At 42.8% G+C, this 16,450-nt stretch carries 16 protein-coding genes and 2 pseudogenes; 7 read left to right on the top strand and 11 right to left on the bottom strand.

The genetic code is table 11. The annotated features are described in order from the left end of the window. Positions 1 to 262 precede the first annotated feature (262 nt). The 5 genes from ACHBHN_RS03575 to rsmH all read right to left on the bottom strand — a co-directional run bounded on the left by ACHBHN_RS03575 (position 263) and on the right by rsmH (position 6,546). On the bottom strand, positions 263 to 1,840 hold the full coding sequence (locus ACHBHN_RS03575) for an ABC transporter substrate-binding protein (protein ID WP_394733618.1): 1,578 nt from the start codon (positions 1,838 to 1,840) through the stop codon (positions 263 to 265). 167 nt (positions 1,841 to 2,007) lie between these two features. Next, complete coding sequence (gene mraY / locus ACHBHN_RS03570; RefSeq protein WP_394733617.1) at positions 2,008 to 3,006, bottom strand: phospho-N-acetylmuramoyl-pentapeptide-transferase; 999 nt, start codon at positions 3,004 to 3,006, stop codon at positions 2,008 to 2,010. A gap of 7 nt (positions 3,007 to 3,013) precedes the next feature. Next, positions 3,014 to 5,263 (bottom strand): penicillin-binding protein PBP2X, encoded by a 2,250-nt coding sequence (pbp2X, locus tag ACHBHN_RS03565; RefSeq protein ID WP_394733616.1) that lies wholly within the window; start codon positions 5,261 to 5,263, stop codon positions 3,014 to 3,016. Then, entirely contained in the window at positions 5,263 to 5,586 is a 324-nt protein-coding gene (gene ftsL / locus ACHBHN_RS03560) for a cell division protein FtsL (protein ID WP_105160321.1), read from the bottom strand. Before ftsL ends, pbp2X begins: the two co-directional genes overlap by 1 nt. A 9-nt stretch (positions 5,587 to 5,595) precedes the next feature. Next, entirely contained in the window at positions 5,596 to 6,546 is a 951-nt protein-coding gene (rsmH, locus tag ACHBHN_RS03555; protein ID WP_105160320.1) for a 16S rRNA (cytosine(1402)-N(4))-methyltransferase RsmH, read from the bottom strand. A 207-nt stretch (positions 6,547 to 6,753) separates the two neighbouring features. On the opposite strand from rsmH, the gene ACHBHN_RS03550 reads away from it, so the two are divergent. The 6 genes and pseudogenes from ACHBHN_RS03550 to ACHBHN_RS03525 form a co-directional block, all read left to right on the top strand. Then, positions 6,754 to 6,942, top strand: coding sequence for a helix-turn-helix transcriptional regulator (locus tag ACHBHN_RS03550; protein WP_105122471.1), 189 nt, complete (start codon positions 6,754 to 6,756; stop codon positions 6,940 to 6,942). Between the two features lie 15 nt (positions 6,943 to 6,957). Next, a complete protein-coding gene (locus tag ACHBHN_RS03545; protein ID WP_105160319.1) occupies positions 6,958 to 7,176 on the top strand; it encodes a hypothetical protein in 219 nt (72 codons plus the stop codon). 11 nt (positions 7,177 to 7,187) lie between these two features. Beyond that, the gene (locus ACHBHN_RS03540) at positions 7,188 to 8,291 is read left to right on the top strand and encodes a DUF3278 domain-containing protein (RefSeq protein WP_394733615.1); all 1,104 of its coding nucleotides are present in this window, start codon (positions 7,188 to 7,190) and stop codon (positions 8,289 to 8,291) included. Next, on the top strand, positions 8,288 to 8,614 hold the full coding sequence (locus ACHBHN_RS03535; protein ID WP_105122468.1) for a hypothetical protein: 327 nt from the start codon (positions 8,288 to 8,290) through the stop codon (positions 8,612 to 8,614). Before ACHBHN_RS03540 ends, ACHBHN_RS03535 begins: the two co-directional genes overlap by 4 nt. Before the next feature lie 4 nt (positions 8,615 to 8,618). Next, entirely contained in the window at positions 8,619 to 8,954 is a 336-nt protein-coding gene (locus ACHBHN_RS03530) for a hypothetical protein (protein WP_105122467.1), read from the top strand. A 238-nt stretch (positions 8,955 to 9,192) separates the two neighbouring features. Next, positions 9,193 to 9,554 (top strand): annotated as a pseudogene (locus ACHBHN_RS03525) (transposase); the annotation flags it as partial. A 76-nt stretch (positions 9,555 to 9,630) separates the two neighbouring features. Here ACHBHN_RS03525 and ACHBHN_RS03520 read toward each other — a convergent pair. The 6 genes from ACHBHN_RS03520 to ACHBHN_RS03495 all read right to left on the bottom strand — a co-directional run bounded on the left by ACHBHN_RS03520 (position 9,631) and on the right by ACHBHN_RS03495 (position 15,200). Then, positions 9,631 to 10,614, bottom strand: coding sequence for a rhodanese-related sulfurtransferase (locus ACHBHN_RS03520; protein WP_105110867.1), 984 nt, complete (start codon positions 10,612 to 10,614; stop codon positions 9,631 to 9,633). Positions 10,615 to 10,888: 274 nt separating this feature from the next. Further along, positions 10,889 to 11,440, bottom strand: coding sequence for an ECF-type riboflavin transporter substrate-binding protein (locus ACHBHN_RS03515; RefSeq protein ID WP_105110866.1), 552 nt, complete (start codon positions 11,438 to 11,440; stop codon positions 10,889 to 10,891). Positions 11,441 to 11,464: 24 nt separating this feature from the next. Next, positions 11,465 to 12,313 (bottom strand): S-adenosyl-l-methionine hydroxide adenosyltransferase family protein, encoded by an 849-nt coding sequence (locus ACHBHN_RS03510; protein WP_105110865.1) that lies wholly within the window; start codon positions 12,311 to 12,313, stop codon positions 11,465 to 11,467. A 149-nt stretch (positions 12,314 to 12,462) separates the two neighbouring features. Continuing rightward, entirely contained in the window at positions 12,463 to 13,452 is a 990-nt protein-coding gene (locus ACHBHN_RS03505) for a lipoate--protein ligase (protein WP_105110864.1), read from the bottom strand. Positions 13,453 to 13,539: 87 nt separating this feature from the next. Next, positions 13,540 to 14,979 carry a 6-phospho-beta-glucosidase gene (locus ACHBHN_RS03500; RefSeq protein ID WP_105160316.1) on the bottom strand — a complete coding sequence of 480 codons (1,440 nt, stop codon included), beginning with the start codon at positions 14,977 to 14,979 and terminating at the stop codon, positions 13,540 to 13,542. Then, positions 14,976 to 15,200, bottom strand: coding sequence for a histidine phosphatase family protein (locus ACHBHN_RS03495; protein ID WP_238143416.1), 225 nt, complete (start codon positions 15,198 to 15,200; stop codon positions 14,976 to 14,978). The genes ACHBHN_RS03500 and ACHBHN_RS03495 overlap by 4 nt, the downstream gene beginning before the upstream one ends. A 206-nt stretch (positions 15,201 to 15,406) precedes the next feature. Between ACHBHN_RS03495 and xerC the strand changes: the two are divergent. Next, positions 15,407 to 15,961: pseudogene (gene xerC, locus ACHBHN_RS03490) on the top strand (tyrosine recombinase XerC); the annotation flags it as partial. Between the last annotated feature and the right edge of the window lie 489 nt (positions 15,962 to 16,450).

Below are 16,450 nucleotides of genomic sequence, written 5' to 3'. Positions count from 1 at the left end.
GGCCAAAACCCTAGAACCTGTATTCACAGCTCGGCACCTTTAGCTAAGGCTATTTTTCTGCCACTCAGCGTTCGTTTTTCTAGAAATACTGACAGTATTTCTAGAAAAACGGCCTTGATGTGCAAAAAACTATTTCCTATCTAAATGTACCTTACTTGTGAATACAGGTTCTTATAAAGTTCGGACCTAACTTCCCACTATTGTTTGAATGGGCTGACTAAGATTAGTCAGGCCCATTCGTCTTGTTGAACAAAAGACTCCCTTATTCAATCGTCAATTTAGACGGATCTTCAAAGGTAAAGATTGGGACCAAACCAGCCTCTTCGACATTTTTCACACGCTTGTTAACAACCAAGATTTTCTTGTTGTCCACAATTGGGTAGATAGCCGCTTGGTCAGCCAATTCTTTCTGCAAATTGTCATAGATTTCTTCACGCTTAGCCTTATCCAGCTCAACCGCGCCTTCTGCAAAGTAGCCGTCAATCTCTGGTGAAGTCAATTTGAAGTAGTTAGACGCTCCACCTGACTTGAAGAGACGAGCATATTGGTCTGGGTCATTCCCCATGATGTAGCCACCCAGGAAGAGATTGTAGGCTGTTGAGCCTTCCTTGCGCAATTCTGTGAAGAGGGCAGATGAATCGCCACCAGCCAATTCAACCGTTACACCGATAGCAGCCAATTGCTGTTGGATCAAGGTTGCTTGTAGGGTTTGTGCTGCGTCAGATGAGTTGTAACCCAGGTTGAGGGTCAGATTGCTGACACCTGCTTCAGCCAAGAGCTCTTTGGCCTTCTCAACATTTTGCTCATATTTTTCAACATCATCTGTCTTGTATGGGTTGGCAACTGGAAGGAAGGAATAAGGTGTCTCATAGTATTTCTTATCCAAGTAAGCTGCCTGGTTGAATTCATCCTTGTTTAGTGCAAAGAGAATAGCCTTGCGGACCTTGACATCCTTCAACTCTTCAGTCGTCGTATTGAGACCCAGGTAGCCAACACGGTTTTCACTATAAGCATAAGTTTCAAGTGTATCTTTGTCCAAGTCCTTGATAACCGCCGGAAGAACAAAGGCTGCATCTACTTCACCTGTTTGAAGAGCAACCTTAGTCGTATCTGGGCTTTCGATAATACGAAGGACCAGATTGTCGATTTCTGCCTCACCCTTGTAGTAGTTCTCGTTGGCTTCCAACTTGATATACTCACCATTCTTGTACTCTACAAATTTGTAAGGTCCTGTACCGACAGGGGTTGCCTTCAATTGGTTAACAGACAGGTCTGCCTCATCTTTAAAGATGTGCTCTGGGATAATGTAGGTCTCTGCTACGATATTGTCCAAGGCAGGTGCAGACACTGCTGGAAGGACGAATTTGACCGTATAGTCATCTACCTTCTCAACCGTCACAGGTTGGTCGTTGATATAAAGGCCGTCTGAACCACCATTTTCTTTCTTCACTTTTTCATTGTAAGTAAAGACAACATCATCTGCGTTAAAGGCTTCGCCGTCTGACCATTTAACATCCTGACGGAGTTTAACCGTGATGCTAAGGCCGTCTTCTGCAATCTCGTAAGATTCTGCCAATTCATTGACATAGCTACCGTCTGCCTCGATACGAATCAATGGAGAGTAGATAAAGTTGGTCAAGGTCAAGCCCCAACGGTCGCTGGTGTTAAGCGGGTTGGTCGAACTTGGGTCGCCGTCGATAGCATAGGTAAAGGTTTCCGTATCTGCTGATGATGCAGCTTTTGAGCTAGAGCCTGTATTGGACGCTCCGCCATTGGCGCAAGCCGCCAAGGTCAAAACTGCTACAGTTGATAAGAGGCCAGTAAGCCATTTCTTTTTCATGTCATTTTCCTCCATTTTACAAAAGTAGTACTAGTTTACCAAGAATCAACTGGCTTGACCAATATATAAAATTTATGAAGACTTAAAATTTATCTATACAGATCGTCTTCAAAGAAAAAACTCTCCGTCCTAGAAGCTACATGTCCAAGACTGAGAGTATTTGTTATTTATAGATATAAAATTGCAAGCGTCAATAGACTCATTCCAAGGCCAAGACCCCAAAGGAAGAAGTCCACCTTCCATTCGCTCCATTTTTCGGATTTGCCAGATAAACCGCCTAGTTCCAAGTGATGGTGGAAAGGAGTCATGCGGAAAATCCGACGACCTTCTCCAAACTTTTTCTTGCTGTATTTGAAATAGGACACCTGTAGCATAACGGATGACGTTTCAAGGACATAAACAAAGCCGATGAGGAGCAGGGTCCATTCCACACGAAGAGCGATTGAAATCGTAGCTAGCATGCCGCCCAGTGCTAGCGAACCGACATCCCCCATAAAGATTTTTGCGGGTTTGCGATTGTATACGAAAAATCCAAGCAAGCCACCAATCATGGTTACACAGACCAAAAGAATATCAAATTTCTGCTCATTGTAAGCAATGACTGAGTAAGCTAACAAGCTGATAACAACTGAGATAGAAGCCAAACCATCAATGCCATCAGTCAAATTGACTGCATTAGAAAAACCGACTAACCAGAACAAAACAAATGGTAGATAGAGTACTCCTAAATTGATAATATGCCCAAAAACATTAAGTTCACCACCACCTGAACCTCGTACATGGACAAAGTAGAAAACTAGTCCACCCAAGATTTGCAAGGCTAGCTTTTGTTTGGGATTGAGTCCCTCATTGATTTTACGGAAAATTTTCAAAAAATCATCCAAAAAACCAACCAATCCATAGAGTGCAAGGATGAAGAGAATGGCTAAAACACCGCCAGTTAACATGTTAAGGCTAGCAGCAAAAATAAATGTAACCAAGATAGCAACAACTAGAAAAACCGTCCCTCCCATGGTTGGGGTTCCCGCCTTAAATTGATGTTGTTTCACATCCTCGTGCATCTGTTGCCCTTCGATGCGTTTGGCTTGATAAAAAGTAATAAAGCGTGGTATCAGAATCACCGTTGCTAAAAAAGCAACCAATCCCGATAATAGTGAAAATTGCATTTTAATTTTACTCTCCTAGTGTAATCGTTATTTTTTTGTGTTTACTGATTTTTGTACCAAACTCAATACTCTGTTCAACAACCATCGAACCTGCTCCTTCATAAGTGACTTCAAGACCTAGCCATTCTGCAAGAATATCCATATTTTCTTTTGTCAAACCATATAAATCAGGCATATCTTCTACTGAATCTGTCAGCAAGAGAATTTGCTGGTTTGAAGAAAGATTTGTTCCGACATCTACAGATACTTTCTTTATTTCGGAACCATTCCCTACAATAACTGGCTGAATTAAATAACGACGCAATTCCTCAGCAGTTGTGCCTGGGCCTTGACCAATAACATCTGGTAACTTAAATTCTGTTTCATTTTCCACAAACTGCAATGAAGGAGCAACATTATCCAAGTTTAAATTATCTTTCAATAACATAGCCTCTTTCAGTATTGGATTAAATATATCCTCCCACTCCATTCCAGTATAGGATTCTGGCTCTCTCACGGTTGCATACATAATAAATTCTGGATCCTCAGCTGGAACCATGGCTACGACTGACTGAAAGTATTGACCATCAATGTAACCCGTTCCATCTTCCTTGGCAATCTGGGCAGTACCTGATTTTACTGCCACATCATAACCATTAACCTGAATAACAGGAGACATAGTCCACTTGTTATAGAGCGTACCAAAAACTGGATCAGTCCCAACTGTGATCATGTAATCCCGTGTATCTGAAGCTGCTTTTTCAGATACAGGATGGCCAACCACTTCAGGTTTGGCAATACGCACCGAATCGGAATTTGGATCATACAAGCCTGAGATGAACTTGGGTTGCAACATGGTTCCGTCATTACCAATAGCCGAGAAGGCCCGCAACATCTGGACCTGAGTCGCTGAAATACCCTGACCGAATGAAGACATGGTAATGGTTACGATGTTGTCGCCCGGCAGGAGGCCTGCACTTTCAGACCCCATTCCAAAACGTGTCGGATAGCCAAAACGGAACTTGGCTAGGTAATCCAACCATTTCTCATTGCCCATTTTTTGTTCCAACATGATCGTCCCGACGTTACTGGATAGGGCAAATGCCTGGGCCATATTGAGGGAAACAGCAGACTCTCCCCCATTGACCGTCCAGTCGTTAACCGTTGCATCCGCAATGGTATAGCCATTATTGACAAGCATCTGATTAGGATCAAAGACATTGCTATCGATTGCTGATGCCAAGGTCATGACCTTCATGGTCGAACCTGGCTCCATAGTGGCCTGATACAGAAGGGAGTACTGGAGCAAATCTTTATCAGCTAACCCTTCTTTTGTATCCGCATCATAGCTTGGTCGTTGAGTTGTTGCTAAAATCTCACCAGTTTTGGCTGATACCAAGGTTGCACTGGCATATTTTCCCTTTGTCTTATCAAAGAAAATATCCATGTTGGTTTCTAGCGAACGTTGCAAATCAGCAGATAGAGTCGTATAAACATCTTGACCATTTACAGTTTCTTGTTCTACATTTTCAGTACCTGGTAAAATCCGCCCCTGGCTATCTTTCTCATAAAGTACTTTACCATCTTGACCTGCCAAAATATCATTAAGGTAGTATTCCATACCGCTCACACCCTGTAAACTATGACTACCATCCTTGTTTTCAACCGGGTTAGCCAACCCCACGAAAATTGAAGCAAAATTTCCATTTGGATACATTCGACCAGGGCTCATGTTAAACTTAATGCCCTTGATGCCGGCCGCTTCCATTTCCTGACTAATGGTCATCATGGTATTGTAGGAAATATTTTTCCCCTTAGCACCAAAGTAAATGTGGCTCAATTCTGGCTGCTTCAACTGCTTGAGAGCATACTCCTCATCAATATCTAGAAGATTTTTAAAAATAGAAGCCACCTTGGAGAATTGGCTCGACTCTACATATAAAATCTCATTGGAAGCTGATACATAATTCTTATCAACGACTGCATAGACCGTATAGGTGGTCGAATCTTCTGCGATTGGGAAGCCCAGTCGATCATAGATGGTCCCACGCCTTGCTTGAACTATTACCTCTTGCTGGTGCACACGACTAGCGGCCACTGACAAATCCACTCCGAACTTGGAGTCGGTCCCAATAATGATAGCAAAGTTGATAAGGAAAACCAAAAAGGTAAAAATACTGAGTAAAATCAGGTTCTGACCGACCCTACGCCTGTTCTGCGAAGGCCGGTAGCGTTGTTTCAATATGTACCGTAATAATTTCTTTCGTCTCGTCTGCATTATTCGGCAACCCCTACATTATTATTGTTTAAGGTCAATCCTTCTTTTTCAGCAATTTCCATCAATCGACCCGAGCGCGTCAATTCCTGGATAGCCTGCTTAGTATCGTCAATTTCGACCTGCTTGGAGTTGATTTGCTGATTGACCCGTGCCATTTCGCCCTGCACCTGCAAGAGCTTGGTCTGGATGAAAATAACCCCAATAGCCAAGAACAACGCTGTAAATATCAGGCTAGCATAAAAAGCCTTTTCAACGCGGTTAAAGGTTTTGATTTTTTCACTAATCAGACGCATGGTCGTTTCTCTACGTTTTTCCTGCAACATAGCTTACTCCTACTTATGCACTCTCTTTGCTACGCGCAATTTGGCTGAATGCGCACGGTTGTTACTGTCTAATTCTTCTTGACTTGGCAAGATTGGCTTTCTTATGACCAATTCAAGTGGTGCCTTCAAATCATCTGGGATAAAGGGTAAGCCTTTGGGAACATCAATTGTCGAAGCCTCTTTGAACAATTGCTTGGTTAGGCGATCCTCCAGAGAATGGAAGGTAATGACCGAAATCCGTCCTCCCACCGCCAGCAAATCGATGGCCTGCTGAATAGACTCGTCTGCCGCTCCCAACTCATCGTTGACCTCAATCCGAATGGCTTGGAAAATCTGCTTGGCAGGATGTCCCTTCTTCTTGAGTTCCTTGGCTGGTTTGGCAGATTTGATCAGCTCTGCTAACTCAGTCGTTGTTTCAATCGGCTTGAACGCACGCGCCTGTTCAATCTTACGAGCAATCTGCTTGGAAAATTTATCCTCACCATATTTAAAGAAAATCCGCACCAGGTCATGGTAGTCATAGCTATTGACCACATCATAGGCCGTCAAATGCCCTTCTCGGTTCATCCGCATGTCCAGCGGCGCATCTTGTTTATAGGAAAAGCCACGCTCTCGCTCATCCAACTGGGGACTGGAAACACCCAAATCATAGCAAATCCCATCAATCTCCGTCACACCCAGCTCAGCCAAACGCGCCCTTAGATTGCGGAAATTATCCTTGATAAAGGTAACCTGTCCCTTTTCAATATAGGGAGCCAGGCGGATGTGGGCATGGTCAATGGCCGTCTGATCCTGGTCAAAGGCATAAAGATGCCCACCTTCTGTCAGCTGGCTTAGCAGGTACTCGCTATGCCCTGCCCCACCCAGTGTCGCATCCACATAAATTCCATTTGGTTTGATGTCTAGCATGTCGATGGTCTCATGCAAGAGAACCGTCGTGTGATTAAATTCCTTGTTCATATCTTATCTATTGTACCATAAAATCAGCTTAAACCATGTTGCAAACTTTTTACAAAAAATATGTCAATTATAGTTGACATATTTTTAATATTTTCTTATAATAACATTAGGAACCGTGTCAGATATATTTGACAAAAATAGAGGAGACGTCCTCAAAAAATTTTATACAGAGATGTCGCATATATGTGACATAAGATAGGAGGTCATATGAATCGTGTCAAATCCTTCCGAACGGAACTCGGCCTGTCCCAGCTGGAATTAGCCAAGGCTATCGGAGTCTCACGTCAAACCATTAACATGATTGAAAATGACAAATACAACCCCTCGCTGGACCTCTGCATCAACCTAGCCAAGATCCTACAGACCGACCTCAACAGCCTTTTTTGGATTGATTAAAGAAAGGAGAACACTATGAAAAACAAAAGAACTCTCGTACGCTCTAGCCTCTCAACCATTCTCTTCCTTCTTCTGATGGCCATTTGGAATATCGCTGATTATGGCTTGGACCATTTCCTTGCTCAAGCAAGTAAACTGACCAGTTGGCTTCAGGTTGCCATTATGGGATTGGTCTACTTCCTAGCGACTCATCACATCACACCCTACCTCATCAAACGGTACAATCTCAACTAAGGAGACAGGCTATGAACAAGGAAACCTTTCAAAACAAGCTCATCAAACAATTTTACGGCATCGCAGGTCCGCTGGATGAATTTCGCCGAAAAGAGGCCATGAGATTGGGCAATATGGCCTTCATCTTCCTCTTCATCGGACTCCTGTTTACTCTTCTTCTGGCTCTCTCCTTGTCCGAACGATTTCCAGAGCAGGTTGGCTACGGCTACCCAGTCTTTTTAGAAATCATCTTGCTAGGACTTCAGAGCTATCTGGCTCTCCAAAGCTATCGCAGCCAGCTGACTGCACTAGATAGGGAGGATTTGTCGGAGAAAGAGGTACGTGGCCTCAAGTGGGCTAGTGTGAAATTCGCTGTATATTTCACTCTGGTCATGTATCTCTGGAATGCCTTTTTCGGGGCCTGGATGGACAAAGACATGGACTTCATAACCAATCTGACCACTCCTCGCTTTTTCTTCGCAGCTTGTTTAGGCGGTATCTTCGTGGGGATTGTGACTCACATTCAGTTAGTTTATCGCCAGAAACAGGCTCAAAATCTGACTAGTAGCTCTGCTATTTCCAAAAAAGAAAAACCCTGGATGACCAAGCTCATCAAACATTTCTACGGTGTACGAGGTCCCTTGGATGAATGCCGGCGGGAACAGGCTGATGAAATTGGCGGTCTTGCTTTTGTCTATCTAAGCTGGTTTCTTTTGATAAGCAATGCTGTCGCTTTTATGCTAGCTGTTCGCTATACAACCGAGGTTGCAACCTGGTATCCTATCCTGCTCGGTGCCATTCTCTTTATTCTCATCGCTGTGCTCAGTGTCCAGATGCTCAACCGTGATTTTGGTCAATTCGACCCTGAAGAAATCAGTCCAGAGGAGCAAGCCCGACCCTATCGCCACCCCTTGCGTTGGGGAATTGGTGTCAGCCTATTCAGCTTGATTTTTTCTAGTGTCTCAGACTTGTTTGACAGCAATGGTCCTGTCCTCGAAACTCTCTTCCAACCTAAAAACCTCTTCTACGCTGGTTTTATGGGACTATTTGCAAGCATTGTCATTTCTGCTACCAACTATGTCAAACGACTGGAAGACCAAGAAAACCAACGGAAAATGGAGAGGAGGAAAAAATGAAGAATCACCTATCAACTAAACGACAGTCCATTCTATACTGCATCATTTATATCTTCGTTGCCAGCATTTGCCTGGTCTCCTATTGGGCCCCAGAGCCCTTTGCCTCTCCTAGCCTCCTCACCGTCCCTATCACCATTAGCCTGCGTGTGTCACCTAGTCAAGAAGATATTGCCTACTACCTCCTCCAAATCGCCGTCGCTCTGCTAGCCTTGCTTCTGGTATTTGGTATTGAGGTCTGGCTAGAAAAGGTCAAGCCAATCGGACTCCTGTTCCTATTGGCAATGGGACTCTACCTCGTCTACCTTATTACCAAAAAGGAGTAAACACATGAAATCGAAAACACCCCTCCTTCTCTTCGCCATAGGCTACCTGACCATTACTGGTCTGCTCATTGATGGCTTTCTGACCAATCAGCCCAAACCCATGATAATATTGTTCATCCTGTCTATTCCTATCTTTACTCTCCATTTAGTGGAGACCAAGTCCACAGTGGGGCAGGTTCTACACAGACACAACAGTATTCTTCGTCTTATCGCTGCATCGGGAATCCTTTCAACCCTGGCAGTGGGCTATGCTACGGGGCATGTTGACCTGCTACTGCTCCTAGCCTCCCTGGTCTGGTTACTACTACTTTTACTGCCGTCAATTTTCAAAAGAACCTAGTTCGAGATGTACAAGCTCGAACTTTTTCTTTGTCTTCGGACAATTATTTCTTATACTTAACAAAAATCAAAAATAGTGGCTTAATGGTATTATGACAAACAAACTCACCCCCACTCAAGTTCACGAATTAAAATAAGCCCTCAGAGACAAGACAAATATTCCACATCACAGAAAAATTCAGGCTCTCATTCTTTACTCAGAAAACCAGAGCCTAACAGCTAGCGCAAAATCAGTGGGCTTTGTCCATTTAGCATGTGGTTGTAATAGTGATTGGATGAATGAATTTCTACACCAATTGTCAGAAGCTTATCAGATGACTACATTATTCTAGTCATGGACAATGCCGTCTGGCATAAATCTCAGACATTGAATATCCCTGAGAATATAGAATTTACCTTTATTCCACCTTACACACCAGAGATGAACCCTATTGAGTAAGTCTGGGCCGAAATCCGCAAACGTAGTTTCAAGAATAAGATATTTAGAAGCTTGAATGAGGTTATTGATAAACTTCAAGAGGTTATTCAAAACCTATCTCCTTCTCAACTCAAATCAATTGTACGTAGAGATTGGAGTTTGGCTATTTTTGATTTTAGTTGAGTATTAGTATTAAGTGTAAGGTTCCAGAAAATGGCAGAAAAAAGGAGCTCGGATTTCTCCAAACTCCTACATATAATTAAGCATGCACTGGTGCCAAGCTCTCACCAATTACCTCCAAACGTGCTGCCCATTCTTCGCGGGTCAAGCCGTTTTCAGAGATGTAACGGTTGCGCTCATGGGCACGGCATTCTGCAGAACATCCACGAACATACTTATGCTCATTTTCTTCTGACATGAGGGTACGGCGGTTACAGAATGGGTTACCACAGTTGACATAGCGTTCACATGGTGTGCCATCGAACCAGTCCTTACCAACAACAACTGGGTCTACATGGTTGACATCAACTGCAATACGCTCGTCAAAGACATACATCTTACCATCCCACAATTCGCCACGAACTTCTGGATCCTTACCATAAGTTGCGATACCGCCATGCAATTGGCCGACATCCTTGTAGCCTTCGCGGACCATCCAGCCAGAGAATTTCTCACAGCGGACGCCACCTGTACAGTAAACCACGACACGCTTGTCCATGAATTTTTCCTTGTTGTCACGGACCCATTGTGGCAATTCACGGAAGTTGCGAATGTCAGGACGGATTGCGCCACGGAAATGACCTAGGTCATACTCATAGTCGTTACGGGTATCCAAAACAACGGTATCTTCGTCCAGAAGCGCCTCTTTGAATTCTTTTGGTGACAAGTAAGCACCTGTTGTTTCAAGCGGGTCAATATCACTATCGAAGTTATTGTCTTCTAGACCCAAATGTACGATTTCTTTCTTATAGCGAACGTGCATTTTCTTGAATGCTTGTTCATTTTCTTCATCAATTTTAAACCAAAGGTCGCTGAAAAGCGGGTTAGCATGGACATAATCCATGTACTTTTGAGTTGTTTCATAGTCACCAGAAACAGTACCGTTGATGCCCTCATCAGCAATCAAGATACGCCCCTTGAGACCAATCGATTTACAGAATTCCAAGTGCTCAGCTGCATAAGCTTCCGCATTTTCGATTGGAACATATTTATAATATAGCAATACGCGAATGTCTTTTGACATGGTGTGATTCTCCTTTAATCTTTGCAATAGATTAGCGCTATTCAAGCGATTTGACCAGCTCGAAGCTCTGCTATTTTTCAATAACACAGTCTGTAAAATTATACCCCGAATCCGGCAGAAATACAAAAATCTTGATTGAAACTATTGGTCTGATAATTCTTCCCTCAATGCCTGCAATTTCCCAAGCTGCTCCTATGGTAGGACTATTTGCATGTTATTATGGTTTGAAGCTATAACAGAAAAATACCTGAGAATCTCTTCTCAGGCACATTTCTTAATCTTTTGACAAACTTCCAGTTTGAGTTTGTGATTTGGTATAAACGGCCACCAAAATTGTTCCTGCGATAGCCACTGTCAGGCCATTCACAATACCAGCAACCAAGCCTTGCGCAAAAACCTTATTTGCAGGCTCGCTATAAACCAGGATATCCAAAACAGGTGCAACTACTCCCCAAGCTACTACGTTAGCAATAATTTGGAAAATGTTGAAGGAAAGAATATCTTTTTTCTCGAAAATTCCCTCTTGGACACGAAGACGATTTTTGGCAAAACCAAGCACTAAACCAAATACACCTGATGCCAAAACCCATGACCACCATGGTGAACCATACTGCAATGAATCCTTGAAAGCATGACCGATAAAGCCGACCAAGAAACCAACAACTGGACCAAAGATAACAGAAAAGAGGGATTGGACAGCATACTGAAGCTGAATCGAAGTATTTGGTACAACAAGTGTCGGAATGCTGATTAAAATCCCAATTACCACAAAGAGGGCTGCACCAATACCGGTTGCGACAACTGTTTTGATAGAATTATTTTTCATCCTAAATCTCCTTAAAAAATATGTTTAGTTAACAATGCGTTTGATTTCAATATGCCAGTTTTGACCGACACCAACGTTGTAGGCTTTGGCAAATGAACCCTGGTTGATAGCAAGACCAACACGGTAGAGGGAATTGATATACAAGAGTGGCTGACCAATGCGGACATCCGCAAAGGACTTGCCATAGGTCACTTGGTTTTGGTAGACTAGCATATCGTTGTTGTAAATGGTCACCTCAAAGCGGTCTTCAAACTGCGGGTTGAGGGTATAGAACTCCTCACGGGTAATCGAGGTCCAGAGAGAACCGAAGCGAACATCGAGAATGTCGATGGCGCCCTTGACAAAGTCTTGTCCAAGTTCTGTTGGAACGGTTGGAATTTCAACAACGTCTTCTACTCGCAGTTCTGGCCCCACTTCTTCAAAAGTGATATGCCCAGATGCCAACTTAGCACCGGTATAAGCATAGACATCGCGACCATGGAAAGTATAGGAATGCTCTGTATTAGCTCTACGATTGGCCACTTCAGAAATCTCGCGTACTGCCTTGATACCAACGTGCTTCTTGATGAAAGACAGAGTACCGTTGTCAGGGGTAACGATATAGTGATTTTGCTCGGTCAATGCCACCACGCTCTTACGCTTGGAGCCAACACCTGGATCAACAACCGATACAAAAGTAGTGCCTTCTGGCCAGTATTCCACTGTCTGGAAGAGGCGGTAAGAGCCCTCAAAAATATTGTAAGGGGTGATATCGTGGGTCAAATTGTGAACCACAAGGTCACGTGATTCCTGGAGGGCTACACCAATCATGGCTGAAACCGCTCCGTCAACAAGACCAAAATCCGATTGTAAAACAAGTAAATTATTAGACATAAGTTCTCCCAAATTTGATACTGTTCTAGGATAACAAAAAACGCTTCAAGAATCCAATAGGTAATTTCTAAGCTCTGTTATAAGTTTTAACTATAACAAGAAAAGGAGCCTGAGTGTCTGATTAAAAATACACCCAAGTTCCTTATTCCTTAGGCTACAATAGCCTTAGCCACTTCTTCTGTCGTCATGCGTGAGAAGTAATGCGTGGTATCGATTTCTTGCAACTTGGCAAGGACGTCCGCATATTCGTAGCGTGTACCAATCAGCAATTTCTCAATATCCGAAACATCTCCGATACCAAAGAAGTCACCATAAATCTTGATATTTTCGATAACAGATTTCTCCGTTTTCACATAGGTTGTGATTTTACCTGCTGGGTAGCGAACGTTGCGCTCCACAGTGTACTCAGGCGTTTGACCGAAATTCCAGTCCCAAGTACCAAATTGGGTATCATGGATTTCTTGGATACGAGCCAAGTCCTCGTCAGTCAGGACATACTCGTCCATATCTGGATATTCCTTCTTCATTTGGTTAAGGATGGCATCCTTGAACTCCAGAACAGTCATTTTTTCTGGTAATTCATCATTGATATTGGTCACACGCGCACGGACAGATTTAACCCCTTTAGACTCAATCTTGTCCTTGGAAACTTTGAGCGCATTGGCAAGGACGGTCATATCCACGTCAAAGAGGAGACAGCCGTGGTGCATCATACGACCTTTAGCATAGGCTTGGGCATTTCCACAGATTTTCTTCCCATCAATCTCAAGGTCGTTACGTCCTGTGAAATTAGCCTCAACACCCAGAGTTGCCAGCGTGTCAATCACAGGTTTGGAGAAGGTTTTGAAGTCAAAAGCACCTTCTTCAGACTTATTGGAAATAATGGTGTAGTTGAGGTTGTTGAGGTCGTGGTATACCGCGCCACCACCTGACAAACGACGAACAACGTGAATGCCGTTTTCATCTGTGTACTCTTTGTTAATTTCTTGAATAGCATTCTGATGCTTACCGATGATAATGGCAGGCTCATTGATCCAGAGAATAAAGATTTCATCAATATCGGTCAATTCCTTGAAGGCATAGGCTTCGAGAGCGATATTGTAAGCAGGATTGTTACTGTTATTTACAATGTATTTCATGCTAGACTCCTTGATTTTATAAATTGTTAACCACCTTTTATTATATTGGAAACGATAACAAAAAACAAGCGCGAGGCTTGTTTTATATTAATCAATATCGGCACCGTTGCTGGCGATAACCTTCTTGTACCAGTCGAATGATTTTTTCTTAGAACGCTTGAGTGTTCCATTACCTTCATTGTCACGATCTACGTATATAAAGCCGTAGCGTTTTTTCATCTCACCGGTACCTGCAGACACCAGGTCAATACAGCCCCAGGTTGTGTAGCCCAGCAATTCTACGCCGTCCTCAACAATGGCATCACGCATGGCTTCAACGTGCTTGCGGAGGTAATCAATCCGGTAGTCGTCTGCCACATAGCCGTTTTCATCCGGCGTATCGACAGCGCCCAGACCATTTTCAACAACGAACATTGGCTTCTGATAGCGATCCCAGATAGAGTTGATCGTGATACGGAAGCCAAGTGGGTCAATCTGCCAGCCCCACTCTGAGGCATCCAGATATGGGTTTTTGATAGAGGCAAAGATGTTACCAGCTGTCTTTTCATTGACTTTTGGGTCACCAGATGCCACACGGCTTGAATAATAAGAGAAGGAAATGAAATCAACTGTATACTCTTTCAAAAGGGTCAAATCTTCCTCTGTCATCACGATATTCAAGTTTTCGCGTTCAAAATGCTTCTTGGCATAATTTGGGTATTCCCCACGCGCTTGTACATCAATGAAGAAATAATTTTCACGGTCCTGGTTGATAGCCGCCCAGACATCGCGCGGATGACAAGTATTTGGATAATATTGACCCGCCGCCAACATACAGCCGACCTTGTTTTCTGGGTCGATTTCATGGGCAAGCTTGGTCGCAATAGCTGAAGCCACTAACTCATGGTGGGCCGCTTGGTATTTGACCTCTTCTACATTTTCACCTTCTTCAAAGTAAAGTCCTGCACCCATAAATGGCGCATGAAGAATCATGTTGATTTCATTAAAGGTCAACCAATATTTAACCAAGCCCTTATAGCGAGTGAAGAGAGTCCGGCAAAGACGCTCGTAGAATTCCAGCATCTTGCGATTGCGCCAGCCACCATAGTGCTCAATCAAATGCATCGGACAGTCAAAGTGAGTAATGGTCACCAAAGGCTCAATCCCGTATTTGTGACATTCCTTGAAGAGATCTTCGTAGAACTGCAAGCCTTTTTCATTTGGCTCTAACTCATCTCCCTTAGGGAAAATCCGTGTCCAAGCGATAGAAAGACGATAAGTCTTAAAGCCCATTTCGCCGAAGAGGGCAATATCTTCCTTGAAATGATGGTACATGTCGATAGACTCTTTAGCCGGATAGAAATAACCATCCTCAAAGTCAAACATTTTTTTGCGACCTGTGATAATTGGTCCACGGTCTTCGCCAATCGGCACGACATCGACGTTGGCAAGACCACGTCCGTCTACATCGTAAGCTCCTTCACATTGGTTGGCTGCTGTTGCACCACCCCATAAAAATCCTTTTGGAAATACTTTTGTTACTGTCATTTTTTCTCCTTTTCCTTTCCTTCTTTTTGATAGAGAGTTTCTTTATTAACGGGATCCACAATGCTTTGCAAATCGTAGTGACCGTCTTCATAAGTAAAAGTCAGTATGGCACAATTCCGCATCCGCACTCGCGGAAAATCTGTCAATACCTGTCTGAAAAATTGGGCGATGGCGGCTCCATGGCTAACTACTAAAACGGATTGATCGTCCGCTTCTTCCATAATACCTCCAATGTCAATGGAAAGATATTTTTCATAACTTGCTCCTTTCTCTTTTCATTCTATTGTACCAAAAGCTAGGTAAATGACAAGGCCGTGATACAGCACTTCATTCCCTAAATTTTGGTAACAATTGATACAAAGAGTATTTCCTGATGAAATCATTTTCTTGACACAATTTTGCTTTTTTTGTTTCAAGCAATATATATTATGTATTATTCTATACAACTTTTTTCTTAGGAGATAGAAAATCCGAGAGCTACGCTCTTCAATGGAAACACATTGATTTTGAAAAATCTCAAATTCAGCTACTCCAGGTACTAGACAGATATGGCGATACGAAAGCAACTAAAGGGAACAAGAAAACAACATTTCAAATTCCTAATGAACTTACTGACCTTCTCCAATCTTGGAAAAAATAACAGAAAGCCGAACTAGCCAAATTCGGCATTATCCAATCTGATGAACAATATGTATTTACCTATATCGATATGAAAGGCAATGTGAATAGCCCCTTACACGCTGATTATCTCAATAACAAAATGAAGTCAGTCAAACGCCGTCACAAGGAGCTGACTCATGCAACACCGCACAAATTACGCCACACTGGAGCAACACTAGCTAAGGAAGCAGGAACATCACTAGAAGCCATTTCAGAGGCTCTCACGCATAGCGACACCCTCACAACCAAGACCTATGTCAATACTTCAAATGTCATTCCAATGGCTGTTAGCGAAATCGCTTATCGAAACCTCAAAAAGTAATAGTGTGAATTTGGTGTGAAAAGTGGTGTGAATTTTGCGAAAAAATATCAAAAAAACACCTCGTGGTGTGAACCATGAAGTGTTGTAAATGCTGTAATGTAGCTGGTTCTTAACGTTTTGAGAACTGGCTAGCTTTACGTGCTTTCTTAAGACCTGGCTTTAAAAACTTTTGTTTGAATAAATTTCAAAAACTTTTAATATCAATGTTTTCACGGGTTTTCAAAACTCTAAATTTCATCCAATTTCAACTAATTTCATCTGAATGGTGTGAATTTTACCCCCAAAATACACGAATTGAGCTAAATTATACCCAAAAGTTCACACCATTATCTAACTGTAACAGGAATAGAATTAAACTCCTTATCAGATAAAATTTGTACAACATTTATTAACTCAAGTGTTTTCACTTGAGTCAGACTGAAGACAAACACTTAAGAGGCGTTTGTCTTTTTCTGTTTATTGGTCTGATAGTCGGTCTTTTTGCCAGAA

It is taken from the genome of Streptococcus sp. A22 (genome assembly GCF_043674215.1).
Lineage (GTDB): Bacteria > Bacillota > Bacilli > Lactobacillales > Streptococcaceae > Streptococcus > Streptococcus suis_V.
The sequence above is the reverse complement of the archived record's forward strand: the minus strand, read 5'-3'. Positions and strand labels throughout refer to the sequence as shown.